The sequence below is a fragment of the Mucilaginibacter sp. McL0603 genome (assembly GCF_049992945.1).
Classification (GTDB): Bacteria; Bacteroidota; Bacteroidia; order Sphingobacteriales; family Sphingobacteriaceae; genus Mucilaginibacter.
In genome coordinates, this window is record NZ_CP188251.1 from 4,619,947 (window position 1) to 4,635,775 (window position 15,829).

The window sequence follows — 15,829 nt, forward strand, 5'->3', positions numbered from 1 at the left end:
AATCACAATTTAGGCCCATACACGCCTTATAGGAGATCGTATAAGTTTTATAGGGTATGGCAATCATCAGGATATTATGTAATAGGAAGTGGTGATTTTTTGCAACAAAGGGTAATTTGGACTTACACCGCAAACGCTTCTTTGTTATATTTATTCCGATAGTCTAAAGGGGTTAATCCGGTGATCTTTTTAAACACCTCACGAAAAGCTTTCAAATCTGTATAACCTACGTCATACATCACTTCATTAATGGTTTTTCGACTTAGCTCTAATGCTTTTTTTGCTGCTTCTACTTTCGCACGTTGCAAATATTCAACCGGTGTATTGTAAGTAGCTTTTATAAAACGTCTGTCAAAATTCCTTCTGCCTACACCCAACCTGGCTGCCAGGTCTTCTATAGATACCTTTTTATCTACATTACTTTCGATAAATAATTGTGCTTTTTTTATTTCTTCATCCTGGTGGTCTTTTAACCCGGTAAACATTGTAAAGGTGGATTGGCAGTGACGGTCAATATCCACTTCAAAAACTTTTGAACAAAAAATAGCTACATCTCTGCCACAATATTTTTCAATTAAATATAAAAGCAGATTTACAAATGAAAGTGCGCCACCATTAGTATATATCCGGTGTTCGTCGGTAATGATCTTTTCAACAACAAGATTTACCTCCGGAAACATTTTTCTGAAGGTATCGGCTGCCATCCAATGGGTTGAGCAGCTTCTGCCATTTAAGAGTCCTGTTGAAGCAAGTAAAAACCCACCAACACACATACTGGCTACCTCGGAACCACGCCTGTAATGATCAACTATCCATGGTAATAAATGTTCATTGGCAGCTAAAGTTGCTGAGAAATTCCATCCCATAGCGGGGATAATGACCAAATCTGTTTTGGTTACCTGCTCCAAACTTACCTCAGGTTTAATTGAAAATATTCCGCCATCTATGCTTAGGGTCTTTGTGCCAACCAATTGAACGGTGAACATCGGTTTCCTGCCGTTATCCATCATATATTTATTGACCCTATTAAATGCTTTATAGGATCCAATAATATCGATCAGGCTTCCATCACCTTCGGGAACCAAAATAGAGACGTGTTTCATCATAAACAAACCTACCAAACATCCTTGTCCAAATCAACCCCTAACAATGTCTAATTTGCACATTACCAGTTGCTGGCAAAGGCAATACCTTTGTTTTATAACAAATCAAACAAAAACCAATAAGATGAGAAACACGATGTATTGGGTTGAAATACCTGCAAAAAACTTCGACAGGGCAAAAAATTTCTATGAAACTATTTTTGGCATAACAATGAATTTGGTGCCTATACCAAGAGGTAAGTATGCTATATTCCCCCTCGAGATGGAAGGACAGGGTGCGGGTGGTGCAATTGTTGAAGGCGATGGTTATGAACCCAATGAAAAGGGCGCAATCATTTACATGGACCGCGGTGAAGATCTGAGCATACCGCTTTCGAGAATTGAAAAAGCTGGTGGAAAAATTCTTCTTCCTAAATCAAAGAACGGTGCAAATGGCGAGTTCGGGTTTATTGCTCATTTTATTGACTCCGAAGGAAACAGGATGGGACTTCATTCAAATATTTAGGAATTATTGATCTTTGCTTTTAAACTAAGCACAAAGTAAAATGACCGATATAAAGAAACTTTCTCCTAAAGCAGTGGCCGACAGGGAAACAGGCATCATATTGGCAATGGCAGATGTTGCAGGATTACCAGAACAAGTTTTTAATGCGCTGATCACAGATGAAGTTGAGACATGGTGGGGATTACCTGAAGTTTACCTTATCAGAGACTGGAAGGCAGACCTCCGTGCAGGTGGTACGTGGACCTTAAATGTACTACTTCCGGATGGTACTGCATTACCTGCAAGCGGAGAATTCATTGAGCTTGCAAAGCCTCACAAAATTGTTATAACACGCAGGTACGATTGGGATTACCCGGTACTTGGCAGACGCGATACCAGGGTTACTTATCTCATCGACCCGATTGATAGTGGCACACGCTTAACTGTACGCCACGAAGGCTTCATTGGCTGTAACCAGGCAGCTTACGACCACACAGAAGGCTGGGAACGTTACCTCGAATGGCTCGGTGCTTACCTGAACTAAGTTAAAAGGAGTACCACCTTAAATACTGCACCCATTCAATTGCTTCCTGAAAAAGACTTATGAGGCAGATTAGGTAATTATTATAAATATTACAATAAATTAATACTGTGCAGCCTCATCAATTTCGGTAAAAATACTATTTTTACCCCCAATGCTTTGTCTTCAAAATATTTGTGAAAAATTGCAGGTCAAGTTTCGTTGAATTAAGGGAACGAAGGGGCTAAGAACGGATACAATAATTTTGTGAAATAGATTATCCCGGTTCCAATTTTCATGCCGAATTCCCGTCAAAATGGGTCGTGATTTATTATTGGTCTAATAAAATTTCATGCTGAATATCTGGCGGTGTGCCGATGAACTATAATTACTTTTTATAATATAAAACCCCTTCAGATGCTATTCAACAGTTTTGTTTTTGTCAAGTTATTCATAGTTACTTTTTTAGTCTTTTACATTCCACAATTAAAAAAATATCAGATACCCATTTTAATTATTTCAAGTTTGATATTTTATGGCTATAACCAGCCTATTCTATTGTTGCTTTTATTGTTCTCTGCTGCTATTAATATCACTACAAGTTACCAGGTTGTTTATGGTAAAGAGCGTTTAAGGAAGTTTTATGTGACCTCGGGTGTTATCATCAATATTGCTTTGCTTGCTGTTTTCAAGTATAGCCCGCTTATATCCGCTACATTTTTCCCTGCTACAAATGATATTGGTCAATTCCTTTTAACCATACCCCTACCTATAGGTATATCGTTTTATACATTTGAGGGGATCAGTTTATTGGTTGACGTTTACTCGAATAAGCATAAGGATTACCTGACGATTGATAAATCAGTTACAAAGCATTCGATAAAGACCTTATTTTTTATCTCATTCTTCCCGCATCTGGTTTCGGGACCGATATTAAAAGCCTATGAGTTTTATCCGCAGATAAAAGAAAAACATTTCCCGGATATCAAATGGGAAAGTGCCATAAAAACGCTGATCCTCGGGTATTTTTTGAAGACAGTAGTGGCAGATAATCTAAGCACGCAGACCTTCTGGATCACCTATCCTTACTTTATTGGTTATTCGCCGGTAAACCTCATCTTCATGTTATTCGGCTATAGCTGCCAGATATTTGCAGATTTTGCAGGATACTCCCTGATAGCGATAGGATTAGCAAAATTGCTGGGCTTTGACCTGATCCAAAACTTTAACTTTCCATATATCTCTACCTCGTTTTCCGAATTCTGGAGAAGATGGCATATCTCGCTGTCTACCTTTCTTAAAGAATATTTATATATCCCGATGGGTGGTAACAGGAAAGGGAATATCAGAACTTACGCGAACTTGATGATCACCATGATTCTAGGTGGATTGTGGCATGGAGCAGCCTGGAGTTATTTAGTATGGGGAACGTTCCATGGGTCGGCACTTGCGGTTGAAAGGTTTGTTGGCCAGGTAACCAAGCCGGTAAAACAAACCACCCTGCTAAAAATAGCAAAAGGCTTTATGGTATTTGGTTTTGTAACCCTTGCCTGGTTGCTTTTTAAACTGCCGAATTTTTCATATGCGTTAGAATATCTTAAGTCTATCGGGAAAAACAAGAGTATACCCAATGAGTATATCCTGCTGTTTTTAATCGTTATATATTCGCTTCCGGTTATCCTGTTTCATTTATTTTATGTATTTAAGGTCAATCAAACCAAAGTATTCTATAAATATCAGTACCTGATATACGGTTTTTTATTGTTCATGATCATTGTTAACAGCGGCCCTTCCGGATCATTTATTTACTTCCAATTTTAGTATGATAAAACGTATAGCTATTACCACACTGATATTACTGGTTGGATACACGTTGATTATTCATTTCCATAACAATGCCTTCAACGCAGGCCAGTACAGTGAACAACGAAATATTATGAAAGCCGAGCGCTACCTGTATGGTAATACCGATACTTTAAAAGGTGTTATTGTCGGCTCATCATTGACCGAAAGGGTATTGGTGGATAGTATCCGTGGAATATATAATTTATCTTTTGGAGGATATGGCCCCCAGGATGGTTTGAAGATACTGTTAATGAAAAAAAAGATACCACCATTTGTTTTCGTTGAAACAAATTTTTCGGCTAACCGTGTAAGGGAGGATTTTCAGAAAAATTTTGACCCCGCTTTTGAGTATCCCGAAAAATTACACATACCTATACTACGGTCAGAAAATCAACCTGTATCTTTTGCTTTAGGAGCGTTCAGAAGCAGAAAAAAAGCGAAGAAGATTATTGATATCAGCATGAATAATACGGAGAACAATCCTCTTTTTACGACTATGCTGAGTAAACAGGAGGATCTGTACAATCATCCGGATACCAACAAGATGAAAAAGACTTTTTTAGAATTAAAGGCTTACGTAAATGCAATAGAGAAAAGAGGTTCAAAGGTGTATTTTTTACAAATGCCTGTGAACAAAGCACTGCTTGATCTGCCGTTATCTAAGGCAATACGGGCAGCATATGCCCGTAATTTTCCGGATGCCAAATATGTCCCTATTCCTGACAGCCTGACTTCAAATTTTGAAACGGCTGATGGTATCCACCTTAATGAATACTCTGCCTGGGTACTTGCCAGGTATTTTAGGGATTATTTTTATAAACTGGAGAGTAAATAATTGATCAACGCAATTAGAACGCTGTGTTGCCGCCTAAAATTAAAACTGATTTATTTTTTCACCGACCCAATCCCGTCATTCACCGACTTCATTTAACAAGATCAAACAAGTCATCCACGCGGGTGCTGATCACAAATGATAAAGAAAAGATAGATGGTTTTTACAACCAAAGCTGGATGATGACCATAGTATTAAAAAACTATATCAACTTGCTTGAAGATCACCGTATATATTGTACTCATCTTATCGCTTATCTAAAAAAGAATTATAAGATTGATTAAAGGCAATTATTGTAAACAAATCATTATTGTACGATCTCGTCAGTTTCGGTAAAAATGTTATTTTTGTCCCTAATGCATTGTTTTCAGAGTGTTTGTAGAAATTTGATCTAGTACTGATAAACTACAATAGCTTATAACCTAAACCCCGTCGCATGCTATTTAACAGCTTTATTTTTGTTAAGTTATTTATAGTTACCTTCTTAGTCTTCTACATTCCGCAATTAAAAAAATATCAGATACCTATTTTAATTATCTCCAGTTTGATATTTTATGGCTATAACCAGCCCGTTTTACTTGTGCTTTTGTTGTTTTCGGCAGCTATCAATATCACTACGAGTTACCAGGTTGTATATGGTAACCAGGGGTTAAGAAAGTTTTATGTAACCGCTGGTGTCATTATCAATATTACTATACTCGCTATTTTTAAGTATAGTCCGCTTATATCCGTTACATTTTTCCCTGTTACAAACGATATTGGTCAGTTTCTTTTAACCATACCCCTGCCCATTGGGATATCGTTTTATACGTTTGAGGGGATCAGCTTGCTGGTTGACGTCTATTCAAATAAACACAGAGATTACCTCACAATTGATAAGTCCGTCACACAACATTCTATAAAGACCCTGTTTTTTATCTCATTCTTCCCGCACCTGGTTTCGGGACCGATATTAAAAGCCTATGAATTTTATCCGCAGATAAAAGAAAAACACTTCCCGGATATCAAGTGGGAAAGTGCCATAAAAACGCTGGTCCTCGGGTATTTTTTGAAGACGGTAGTTGCTGATAATCTGAGTACACAAACCTATTGGATTACCTATCCCTATTTTATCGAGTACTCGCCGTTAAACCTCATCTTTATGTTATTTGGCTATAGCTGCCAGATATTTGCTGATTTTGCAGGATACTCACTGATAGCGATAGGACTGGCAAAATTACTGGGCTTTGACCTGATCCAAAACTTTAACTTCCCGTATATCTCTACTTCTTTTTCTGAATTCTGGAGAAGATGGCATATCTCACTCTCTACTTTTCTTAAAGAATATTTATATATCCCGCTTGGTGGCAACAGAAAAGGCAATATCAGGACCTATGCCAATTTAATGACCACCATGATATTAGGTGGTTTATGGCATGGGGCAGCCTGGAGGTACCTGGTATGGGGAACATTTCATGGATCGGCGCTTGCTGTTGAAAGGTTTGTGGGCCAGGTAACCAAGCCTGTTAAACAAACTACCCTGTTAAAGATTGCAAAAGGCTTTATTGTATTTGGTTTTGTGACCCTTGCCTGGTTGCTTTTTAAACTGCCTCATTTTGAATATGCAATAGAGTACCTTAAGTTTATTGGTAAAAATAAAAGTATATCCAATGAGTATATCATGTTGTTTTTAATCACCATGTATTCGCTCCCTGTTATCCTGTTTCACTTATTTTATGTGTTTAAGGTTAACAAGACCAGGTGGTTCTATAAGTACCAGCACCTGTTTTATGGTTTTTTATTGTTCATGATCATTGTTAACAGCGGACCTTCCGGGTCATTTATTTACTTCCAATTTTAGTATGATAAAACGTATGGCTATTACCACGTTAGTACTACTGGTTGGATACACATTAGTTATTCATTTCAATAATAATGCTGTTAACGCTGGCCAGTACAACGAACAGAAAAATATCATAACGGCCGAGCGTTACCTGTATGGCAATACCGATACTTTGATGGGCGTTATCGTTGGTTCATCATTGGCAGAAAGGATTGACGTGGATAGCATAGGAGGCATATACAACCTCTCTTTTAGAGGAGGCGGGGCACAGGATGGCCTGAAAATTCTGTTAATGAAGAAAAAGATACCGCCTCTCATTTTTGTTGAAACAAATTTTTCGTTTAACGAGGTAAAAGAAAGCTTTCAGAAAAATTTCGATCCCGGTTTTACTTATCCCGAAAAACTGTATATACCTATCTTGAGGTCAGGGGATCAACCCTTATCCGTAATATTGGGAAAGCTCCGAAACAGGAAAAAGCCGAAGAAGGTTATTGATACCAATATGAATAACACGGAGAATGGCACCTTTTTCAAAGCAATGATTGATGTACAGAAGCATGCATACAGTCATCCGGATACCAACATGATAAAAAGGAGTCTTTCGCAATTAAAAGCTTATGTGGATGCGGTTGAAAAAAGGGGTTCGAAGGTATATTTTTTACAAATGCCCGTGAACAAAGTACTGCTGGACCTGCCATTATCTAAGGCGATACGGGCAGGATATGCCCGTAATTTCCCGGATGCCAAATACGTCCCTGTACCTGAAAGCCTGATCTCGATCTGCAGAACAGCTGACGGTATCCACCTTAATGAATATTCGGCCTGGGTATTTGCAAAGTATTTTAGGGACTATTTTAATAAACTGGATAATAAGTAATTGGATTATTTATTTTTCACCGACTCAATCCCGTCATTCACCGACTTCATTTATCATTTAACAAGATTTAACTTTTATTCGCCTCGTTATCGCCTTAGTTTTGAGTCACATTAAAATTTAAGGCCATGAACTTTCAACCAACTGTAATCCCAAATAACGAAGATCATCTAAACGTGAACTCTGTTTTCAGCAGTATCGAGAAGACCATCCTTTCAAAAGATTTTAAAGGCGGAAAGATCAACAACCTGTTTGGAAGCACAGAGCTTGACTTTACCAATGCAGACATTATAGGTACAGCTATACTGGATATTTCACAGGCCTTCGGCGAAACTACAATAGCAGTACCAGCCGATTGGCGCATAGAAACAGACCTGTCGCAACTTTTTGCAGTGGTAGACGATTACCGTAATAATAAATATCAAACCAAAAATTCTGATAAAGTGCTGGTGCTAAAGGGCACTTCTATGTGCGCGAATGTTGAGATCCATAACGGGTTGGATCTGTAAACTCTTATATACCTGGTGCTGAACCTATTCTCCAGTATGTCACCTCCCTGATCAATCGATCTCCGATTGAAATTAATAATACTTGCCGAATATTTTTGCCTGTAATAAATCCTTTTATTATCGTATTTGTTTACGCCAATATCCTTGATCATGAAAAGACTTATTCTATTTCTATCACTGTTAAATTTTGCCGCACAAGCGCAGGAAAAAATTGAATGGCCAGGTGACAAAAAGGCTGCTATTGTACTCACCTATGATGATGCTTTGCAGTCTCAATTAGATATAGCCGTGCCACAACTGGATGCGGCCCATCTGAAGGCTACCTTTTTTCTGACGGGAGATATTGATAAACAAACCATACCCAAATGGCGTGCATTAAGTAAAAAAGGGCATGAATTGGGGAATCACACCATCTATCATCCCTGCGCAAGCGGGAATGACAACCCTGTTATTTCTGATAATTATACTGTTTATGAGATGATCCGCGAGATAGATGTAATGAACCATTTTTTGTATGCCGTTGATGGCAAAACCACCCGCACTTATGCCTATCCCTGTACTGAAACCACTGTTGGCAATGGTAAAAGTTATGTTGATACACTCAGAAAATATGGCCTGGTTAAGTATGCGCGTGTAGGAGGTGATATGGATGCGGTGATCACTAATTTTAAAAACCTCGATCTGCTGCAAATACCATCCTACGGAATAGAAGACAATGCAACGGGAACTAAGCTCATTGCTTTTGTTAAACGGGTTGAGCAGAGCGGCGGCATGGGTATATTGATGCTTCATGGTGTTGGCGGCGATTATCTTACCATATCTGCCGATGCACACCGGGAGCTATTGGATTATTTAAAAAAGAATAAAAAAAACATCTGGGTAACCACCTTTCAGCAGGCAATGGATTATGCTACCAATGTTGACAAGGCAAAATAATACCATATACTGATACGCATTTAACATAAAATCCTCAATTGGTAACAATGCTTATATAAAGCGCTTTTTAGGTTTACATTTAGGGCTTATTGATTTATATTGGCATTTCAATTCCAAACTAAAACCTGCATGAGATCTTTTTTTATCACTCTTTTTATATGCTGCCTGTTTCTTCAAAGCCAGGCACAGTTAACTATTGCCAGAATTTTTGGCGACCACATGGTGCTGCAACGTAACCAGGACGTACCCGTTTGGGGATGGGCCGACAAGGGTGCTAAAGTCATTATTAATATCAACGGGCAATCTGCAAGTGCAAAAGCTGATGAACAGGGTAACTGGAGGGTGATATTAAAACCGATGCCCGCCGGTGGTCCTTATATCATGAAGGTTACATCAGGAAAAGAAAAAGTAATCTATAGCGATGTGATGCTGGGCGAGGTTTGGCTTTGCTCTGGTCAGTCGAATATGGAATTGCCTTTAAAGAGCGTTCTCGGGTTTAAAGCTGAACAAAAGATCGCTGCACAACAGCCTATACGTCACTTCAAGGTGCCTAATAAGATGAGTTTGGAACCTGAGAAAGACCTGGCCGGCGGTCAGTGGGTAAAGGCAGATACCAATACCGTTGCTGATTTTACTGCTGTAGGCTACTTTTTTGCAAAGAAGCTGGCACAACAGCTGCATGTTACTGTGGGACTGATCAACAGCAGTTGGGGCGGGACACAGGTAGAGGCCTGGATAAGTAAGGATGCCCTGCTGAATAATCCAGAAATGACCGATGCTGCAAAAAAACTTCCTGCTACATGGGATGATGTTAAAAAAAGGCTCGATGGCCAGTTAAGGAATTATGCCTATCGTGGCAAAGAGGTGGTTAATTATACGCCTGAACAATTGGCGGCCCAGCCTGCTTCATTCTTTGATGCCTGGCAAAAAGGCAATGCTCCCGGTGCGTGGGAATGGCAGGGATTATACTCTTACCGCGGTCAGGGGTATATGCAGCGGACTGTTAAGCTGGATAGCGTTTACTCTACACGTAAATCAACCCTGCGTTTAGGGCAAAGCGATGCTGATATGGCCATTTATATCGACGGAAAATTGATCAGCAATGGTGCAATGCCTGCCAATGCACAATTTGAACTGCCTGCCGGGACATGGAAAAACGGTGATAACAGTCTGCTGATACAACTGCAATCGCAACAAAAAAATCCTGCATGGTTTGGTGTAGGCTTAAACGGTGCGGGTAATGACTTGTATGTAAGCTTCCCGGATACCACAGTAAACCTGGCAGACGATCACTGGCACAATATGCCCGATCTGAGCAAACCCTATCATTTTGATTACCTGCCAAACAATACCGGCTATACGCTTTATAATGCCATGATCAACCCTTTGATACCTTATGCCATTGCCGGGGCAACCTGGTACCAGGGAGAAGCCAACGTTGAAAGGGCTTTTCAATACAGAACTTCCTTCCCGCTGATGATAACGGACTGGCGCAATAAATGGAAAAAGGATATGCCCTTTCTGTTTGTTCAACTGGCTTCATTTGGCGGTTTCCAGGGTAGCGATAAGGGCAGTAACTGGGCCGAGCTAAGAGAATCACAAACTATGACGTTATCCCTGCCTAACACCGGCATGGCGGTTACTACTGATATTGGCGATGCTTATAATGTTCATCCAAGAGACAAATACGATGTAGGCTTAAGGCTGGCGAATAAAGCGCTAACCATGACCTATCATCTTCCCGGTTTTTATGAGAGTCCACAGTTTAGTGCCGCAGTTTTTAAAAACGGCTATGCCGAAGTAAGTTTTACACATGCTGATAGTGGACTCATTATAAAAGATAAATACAACTACCTGAAAGGCTTTGAACTGGCAGGGGCCGACCATAAATTCTACTTCGCACAAGCGACCATCGTTGACGGCAATAAAGTTAAAGTATGGTGCGATCAGGTAAAACAACCCGTAGCCGTACGTTACGCCTGGACCGACGCCCCCATCGATGCCAATCTTTTCAATAAGCAAGGTTTCCCGGTTAATTCGTTCCGTTCGGATAATTGGAAAGGGTTGTCAGATAACAAGAAGTTTGAATAATGTATTCCTGCCTGTAGTTACAAACTACAGGCATAGGCGTTCGAAGTTTATAAACTTCGAACAGCGAAGCAAAGCATAGTTCAGAAATTTAGGATATGGCTTACTTTAGGTCCATTGATCTTTTGAAATCCTAAAGTTCCATAAAATTCGCTTGCAGCAGGATTATCAGTAAACAGTCGGAGAACAGTAAAATGCTGCCGCCCTGCATGAATGATGGCGTTCATCAATATAGTCGCGTAACCTTTTCTCCGGTGAGCCTCTTGAATATATAAATGACGAACCCGCCCGATATTTATATCTTCGACATAGGGATCGCGATTTATACCGCCTATGGCGATCAGATCTGTTGCTAAAACCAGTCCCCATAATTTTTCACCTGGCTTTAAGAACTTATTTATACCGGTGTTCCAATCATCGATTGTCCTTTGTATGAAATCATACCCGTTGATTTTCGATTCATTTAACAAACTGTGAACCAGGAAAAAATTCAGATCTGTAAATTCTATTAGTTCAGCGTTATCTGTTGATGACATCTTTAAAATTTAAATACGGGGTTTGATCAGATCAAGTTGAACTGCCTTAAATGATGCGTAAAATGTTTATTGTGCCAGATCACCCATTCATTATGATTCATTGGCCCAAAACCGCCGTGGATACACGTGATGCCAGGCTCTTTAAAATGGCGGTCAAACTCATCCAGCTCCATCATTAGCTGGTTAATGGCCGCTTCGATATCCGGGTATTGGTATTGCTCGGGCAGATCGCCTAAAAATACATTCTTCGGAATTTGGGCATCGGTATAGATCATCACCCGTTTACTCCGTTCGGCTTTTTCGGCAGATACATCGCAGGTGGGTATCTTTTTGCCGTTAGTCCATTGCACCTGGTCTACCAGATGTTCTACCATTTGTTGAGGTGTCATTTTGCCCCAAAGCGGTACGGTATCAGGCTCAAGTGTCATTAATAGCCTGCGCAGTTCTTCACGGTTATTTATATCAATGGATTGGTTCATTTTTGAAACAAATATAAAAAGTATTGTGTTTGTCCGTTCGTTATTAAGTTAACGTGAGTTCGGGATAATCGATGTACGTTACATCATCAATAGTTTGACCCATAGGGTCTACCGCTTTGTAGAAGCTAAGAAAAGCATTCTTTTGCCTCGTAGAGGTTACCCTCCGCTGGCAATATGCGGGGTTCCCGGATAAGGGTAGCCTCTACGAGGCAAAAATTCTTACTGTTGATCTTCGCTACAAAGCGGTAGACCCTATGGGTCAGTAATTTAACCACAATATAATGCCCGCTCTTATATCGAACTCACGTTGAGTTAATGTAATATGGACACTGCCGGACAAATCTTCCTCAAATCAATTAGTACTTATTTGTGTTAATACAATCAAAACAAATGTATTTTTATGCAAGACAATTCGTCTGCATTCACCTTTTTAATACCCCTTAACTACTGGTTATGCCTTCACCATCCGAAAACGAACTAAAGAAAAGAAAATTCTGGAGATTTTTAACGCTATTAGGTCCCGGTCTTACCACGGGTGCTGCGGATGATGACCCGTCGGGTATTGCTACTTACTCGCAAACGGGAGCAAAATTTGGCTACGGTCAGCTTTGGACTGCCCTGTATATGCTGCCTTTTATGGCTGCCGTGCAGGAAGCCTGTGCCCGTATTGGCCTGGTAACCGGCAAAGGCATAGCTGCCGTGGTGAAAGAGCATTACAGCAAACGAGTATTATACGCGGTGGTAACACTGGTGGTGGTGGCTAATACCATCAACATAGGCGCCGATATTGGCGCTATGGCTTCGGCAGCGGCGTTGCTGATACCTATTCCTTTTGCGGTTTTAACCTTACTGTTTACAGCTACCATATTGATACTGGAGATATTTACCAATTACAAAGTTTACTCGAGGATACTCAAGTGGCTGGCACTGGCGCTGCTGGCCTACCCTATTACGGCGTTTATTGTGCATCAGCCCTGGGGTACTGTATTAAAAGCCAGCGTTGTACCGCATATCGAGTTTAGTTTTGCTTTCCTGTTTATTATTACCGGGGTGTTGGGTACTACTATTTCGCCCTATATGTTTTTTTGGGAAGCATCACAGGAGGTAGAAGATCAGAAAGAAAAGCATCCGAACCACAACGGTAAACCCGTTGTAAGCCGCAACATTATTCACCGTATGCGACTGGATAATAATGCCGGGATGATCATCTCGGAGATCACTACCTGGTGCATTTTACTGGTTGGTGCTACCGTTTTGCACCAAAGCGGAGTGAAAGATATTAATACCGCTGCCGATGCTGCCAAAGCACTTGAGCCATTGGTTCACTCCTTCCCCAACGCTGGTTTTTTGGCAAAGCTGATATTTTCCATCGGTATCATCGGATTGGGAATGCTGGCTGTGCCTATACTATCAGGTTCAGCTGCTTATGCGGTATGCGAAGCATCTAACCAGAACGCCAGTCTGAATTTTAAACTGAAACAAGCTCATGGCTTTTACGGGGTGATCACCATTGCCACTATCATAGGCTTGATAATCAATTTTGTAGGTATCGACCCGGTTAAAGCACTGGTTTATGCTGCCGTGCTGAATGGTGTGGCTGCCGTCCCTCTGTTGTTTTTGATATTGAAGATAGCCCGTAATAAGGCTATTATGGGTGAGTATAGAAGCGGGTTGTTATCCCACACTTTACTGTGGATCACCTTTATTGCCATGGGTGCCGCTGCGGTGGCTATGTTTTTTACGATAGGGAGGTGATTGGAAGTTGATTAGGTTAGATTGGGTTAGATTGGGTTGGATTAGGTTAGATTGGGTTGGATTGGGTTGGATTAAGTTGATTGAGTTAGATTAAGTTGATTAGGCTTTAATTAATGAATAGGTTGAATTGTTAATCAGAATAAATAACCTAATCAACTCAATCAACTACTTAACCCAATCAACTAACATTCAATCAACTACTTAACCCAATCAACTTAATCAACCAGCACTTAACTCAATCAACTACTTAACCCAATCAACTTAATCAACCCGACCTGCTACACGATCTTAACCCATTGACTTCGCCAGCCCGGTGCTTCGAATGGATCTGCGAAATACTGGGTTTCGTGCACTACCTTACCGTTACTGAACTCCATAATACTTACTGTGTATGCCGGTCGGCCCTGGTAGGTGATGATGTATTCTGTTACCCAGAGATCACCTTTCCCAACTATCCGCCTGACATTGAAGCCTGACGGTTTACCCGGGTGATGACTCCGCAAGGCCTGCAAATTGTTTCGTCCGAATATTCGCTCGCCCGACTGCGGGTAATCACAGATGGCATCATCAGCGTAAATATCATGTTCGGTGTTTACATCACCATCTGCTGATGCCTGCCAGTGCGTATTTAAAGCGTCACGGATTTGTGCTTCATTTTCCATGATGGCTCCCTCCTGTTATTCGGCTGCTGCTTTCCCATTCATTGCCAATACAGCCTGGGGTGATAGCGGGAAAAAGTTGTTAAATATATCTGCTGTTTTACCTACGTGTATTTCGTATTCGTTGTTCTGCATGGCGGTAAGCATGTCTTCAGCTACTTGTTTTGGAGGGATGCCATTGGCACCACCAATTGCGCTTGAGAATTCAGTATCTACCAGTGGTGGCATCAGCTCAAATACTTTTATTGGTGTTTCTTCCAGCATGATGCGCAAACTGTTGGTGTAGGAGTGCAGTGCGGCTTTGCTGGCGCCATAGGTAGGCAGACTGTTGGCCCTTGCAGCAAATGCTACAATGGATGAGACATTGATGATAGCAGCTTCTGATTGTTGTTTTAACAATGGCAACAGCAGTTCATTCAGACGGATGATGGATAGGTAGTTGGTCAGTATTTCTTCGCTGGCTTTTTCGAATGCGTTGATGCCGGGTTGGGTCATGTCGTAGTAGTTGGCGCTGCCTGCGTTGTTGATCACCACGTTAAGTTTTGGGAAATCTTTGTTTAGCTGTGCTACCAGTTTTTCTACGTCTTCGGCGTTGGATACGTCGCTTACTATGGCGCTGGTGTTTTTTAGTTTGGAGATGGCTTTGGCCATTCTTTCCTGGTTACGACCGGTGATGATGACCTGGTTACCGTTTTCTGAAAATAGTTTCGCCATTTCGAACCCGATACCGGCACTGCCGCCGGTGATGAGGATGGTGTTATTTGATGTTTTCATTTTTATTCCTTTTGATGTGTATTGTTTCCTTAGATATTTTTTGTTTCAATTAATATTCCGTCCCGCTCAATTGCCGCGGGGGCTGTTACTTTACCTTAGATGCAAAGTAACCAAACATCAAGTCAGCCGACGCTTGCTTCTTTGTCGCACGGGCCTTTGCGCTGCAAATCAGCCAAAACCTGGGCTGCAAAACTTTGCCCCACTTCGTTCCCTCCGACCATCGCTTCAGCAAATATTGCTATGCCCTGCAGCCGCACTTACCCAGCATCGTTTTGCCTGATTTCGGCCGAAGCTGGTCTGCTGACGGGCGCGTTTCATTTCGTGTTTGTGCTCCTTTTGCTCATCCCTGGCCCTCGCTTTTACTCACCCGGTCATTTCCGCCTATTGGCGGATCGACCACCCTCTCTTCGCTGCGCGGAAAGAGGGGATTAGAAAATATTAATAAACTTTTTTCCCTCTTTGCGGCTTGCCGGAGAGAGGGTCGACCAGCGTAGCGTAGTCGGGGTGAGTCAACTCTGCTGCCGCCGGTGATGAGGATGGTGTTATTTGATGTTTTCATTTTTTATTTTCTTTTGATATGTTTTCTTTTTTGTTGATTGGGTTGATTGAGTTG

Annotated in this window: 15 protein-coding genes; 10 read left to right on the plus strand and 5 right to left on the minus strand. The window is 41.1% G+C overall.

Annotation, left to right across the window (positions count from 1 at the left end):
• Window positions 1-122: 122 nt before the first annotated feature.
• Window positions 123-1,106, minus strand: a complete 984-nt coding sequence (locus ACPPVU_RS21130) for a GlxA family transcriptional regulator (RefSeq protein ID WP_426668724.1) — start codon at window positions 1,104-1,106, stop codon at window positions 123-125.
• 121 nt (window positions 1,107-1,227) lie between these two features.
• Between ACPPVU_RS21130 and ACPPVU_RS21135 the strand changes: the two genes are divergently transcribed.
• From ACPPVU_RS21135 to ACPPVU_RS21175, 9 genes are all read left to right on the plus strand, one after another.
• Window positions 1,228-1,608, plus strand: a complete 381-nt coding sequence (locus ACPPVU_RS21135) for a VOC family protein (protein WP_426668725.1) — start codon at window positions 1,228-1,230, stop codon at window positions 1,606-1,608.
• A 40-nt stretch (window positions 1,609-1,648) separates the two neighbouring features.
• Entirely contained in the window at window positions 1,649-2,131 is a 483-nt protein-coding gene (locus ACPPVU_RS21140) for an SRPBCC family protein (protein ID WP_426668726.1), read from the plus strand.
• A 393-nt stretch (window positions 2,132-2,524) separates the two neighbouring features.
• On the plus strand, window positions 2,525-3,928 hold the full coding sequence (locus ACPPVU_RS21145) for an MBOAT family O-acyltransferase (protein ID WP_426668727.1): 1,404 nt from the start codon (window positions 2,525-2,527) through the stop codon (window positions 3,926-3,928).
• A gap of 1 nt (window position 3,929) precedes the next feature.
• A complete protein-coding gene (locus tag ACPPVU_RS21150; RefSeq protein ID WP_426668728.1) occupies window positions 3,930-4,787 on the plus strand; it encodes a hypothetical protein in 858 nt (285 codons plus the stop codon).
• A 433-nt stretch (window positions 4,788-5,220) separates the two neighbouring features.
• A complete protein-coding gene (locus tag ACPPVU_RS21155) occupies window positions 5,221-6,624 on the plus strand; it encodes an MBOAT family O-acyltransferase (protein ID WP_426668729.1) in 1,404 nt (467 codons plus the stop codon).
• Window positions 6,625-6,637: 13 nt separating this feature from the next.
• Window positions 6,638-7,483, plus strand: a complete 846-nt coding sequence (locus ACPPVU_RS21160) for a hypothetical protein (protein WP_426668730.1) — start codon at window positions 6,638-6,640, stop codon at window positions 7,481-7,483.
• A 125-nt stretch (window positions 7,484-7,608) separates the two neighbouring features.
• Entirely contained in the window at window positions 7,609-7,989 is a 381-nt protein-coding gene (locus tag ACPPVU_RS21165) for a LiaF domain-containing protein (RefSeq protein ID WP_426668731.1), read from the plus strand.
• 150 nt (window positions 7,990-8,139) lie between these two features.
• Window positions 8,140-8,925 (plus strand): polysaccharide deacetylase family protein, encoded by a 786-nt coding sequence (locus ACPPVU_RS21170; protein ID WP_426668732.1) that lies wholly within the window; start codon window positions 8,140-8,142, stop codon window positions 8,923-8,925.
• 129 nt (window positions 8,926-9,054) lie between these two features.
• Window positions 9,055-11,016 carry a sialate O-acetylesterase gene (locus ACPPVU_RS21175; RefSeq protein ID WP_426668733.1) on the plus strand — a complete coding sequence of 654 codons (1,962 nt, stop codon included), beginning with the start codon at window positions 9,055-9,057 and terminating at the stop codon, window positions 11,014-11,016.
• A gap of 80 nt (window positions 11,017-11,096) precedes the next feature.
• Here ACPPVU_RS21175 and ACPPVU_RS21180 read toward each other — a convergent pair whose 3' ends face one another.
• Both ACPPVU_RS21180 and ACPPVU_RS21185 read right to left on the minus strand, forming a co-directional pair.
• Window positions 11,097-11,549, minus strand: a complete 453-nt coding sequence (locus ACPPVU_RS21180) for a GNAT family N-acetyltransferase (RefSeq protein ID WP_426668734.1) — start codon at window positions 11,547-11,549, stop codon at window positions 11,097-11,099.
• Between the two features lie 26 nt (window positions 11,550-11,575).
• Entirely contained in the window at window positions 11,576-12,028 is a 453-nt protein-coding gene (locus tag ACPPVU_RS21185; protein ID WP_426668735.1) for a hypothetical protein, read from the minus strand.
• Between the two features lie 453 nt (window positions 12,029-12,481).
• On the opposite strand from ACPPVU_RS21185, the gene ACPPVU_RS21190 reads away from it, so the two are divergent.
• Window positions 12,482-13,783 (plus strand): Nramp family divalent metal transporter, encoded by a 1,302-nt coding sequence (locus ACPPVU_RS21190; protein WP_426668736.1) that lies wholly within the window; start codon window positions 12,482-12,484, stop codon window positions 13,781-13,783.
• Between the two features lie 278 nt (window positions 13,784-14,061).
• Here ACPPVU_RS21190 and ACPPVU_RS21195 read toward each other — a convergent pair whose 3' ends face one another.
• Window positions 14,062-14,445: a hypothetical protein gene (locus tag ACPPVU_RS21195; protein WP_426668737.1), complete on the minus strand. Its 384-nt coding sequence runs from the start codon at window positions 14,443-14,445 to the stop codon at window positions 14,062-14,064.
• Window positions 14,446-14,460: 15 nt separating this feature from the next.
• Window positions 14,461-15,216, minus strand: a complete 756-nt coding sequence (locus ACPPVU_RS21200; RefSeq protein WP_426668738.1) for an SDR family oxidoreductase — start codon at window positions 15,214-15,216, stop codon at window positions 14,461-14,463.
• Between the last annotated feature and the right edge of the window lie 613 nt (window positions 15,217-15,829).

Coding starts and splice junctions, on each gene's coding strand:
- ACPPVU_RS21190 (WP_426668736.1), top strand. CDS start 12,482: ATGCCTTCACCATCCGAAAACGAACTAAAGAAAAGAAAATTCTGGAGA.
- ACPPVU_RS21180 (WP_426668734.1), bottom strand. CDS start 11,549: ATGTCATCAACAGATAACGCTGAACTAATAGAATTTACAGATCTGAAT.
- ACPPVU_RS21145 (WP_426668727.1), top strand. CDS start 2,525: ATGCTATTCAACAGTTTTGTTTTTGTCAAGTTATTCATAGTTACTTTT.
- ACPPVU_RS21155 (WP_426668729.1), top strand. CDS start 5,221: ATGCTATTTAACAGCTTTATTTTTGTTAAGTTATTTATAGTTACCTTC.
- ACPPVU_RS21175 (WP_426668733.1), top strand. CDS start 9,055: ATGAGATCTTTTTTTATCACTCTTTTTATATGCTGCCTGTTTCTTCAA.
- ACPPVU_RS21195 (WP_426668737.1), bottom strand. CDS start 14,445: ATGGAAAATGAAGCACAAATCCGTGACGCTTTAAATACGCACTGGCAG.
- ACPPVU_RS21170 (WP_426668732.1), top strand. CDS start 8,140: ATGAAAAGACTTATTCTATTTCTATCACTGTTAAATTTTGCCGCACAA.
- ACPPVU_RS21140 (WP_426668726.1), top strand. CDS start 1,649: ATGACCGATATAAAGAAACTTTCTCCTAAAGCAGTGGCCGACAGGGAA.
- ACPPVU_RS21160 (WP_426668730.1), top strand. CDS start 6,638: ATGGCTATTACCACGTTAGTACTACTGGTTGGATACACATTAGTTATT.
- ACPPVU_RS21200 (WP_426668738.1), bottom strand. CDS start 15,216: ATGAAAACATCAAATAACACCATCCTCATCACCGGCGGCAGTGCCGGT.
- ACPPVU_RS21130 (WP_426668724.1), bottom strand. CDS start 1,106: ATGATGAAACACGTCTCTATTTTGGTTCCCGAAGGTGATGGAAGCCTG.
- ACPPVU_RS21165 (WP_426668731.1), top strand. CDS start 7,609: ATGAACTTTCAACCAACTGTAATCCCAAATAACGAAGATCATCTAAAC.
- ACPPVU_RS21150 (WP_426668728.1), top strand. CDS start 3,930: ATGATAAAACGTATAGCTATTACCACACTGATATTACTGGTTGGATAC.
- ACPPVU_RS21135 (WP_426668725.1), top strand. CDS start 1,228: ATGAGAAACACGATGTATTGGGTTGAAATACCTGCAAAAAACTTCGAC.
- ACPPVU_RS21185 (WP_426668735.1), bottom strand. CDS start 12,028: ATGAACCAATCCATTGATATAAATAACCGTGAAGAACTGCGCAGGCTA.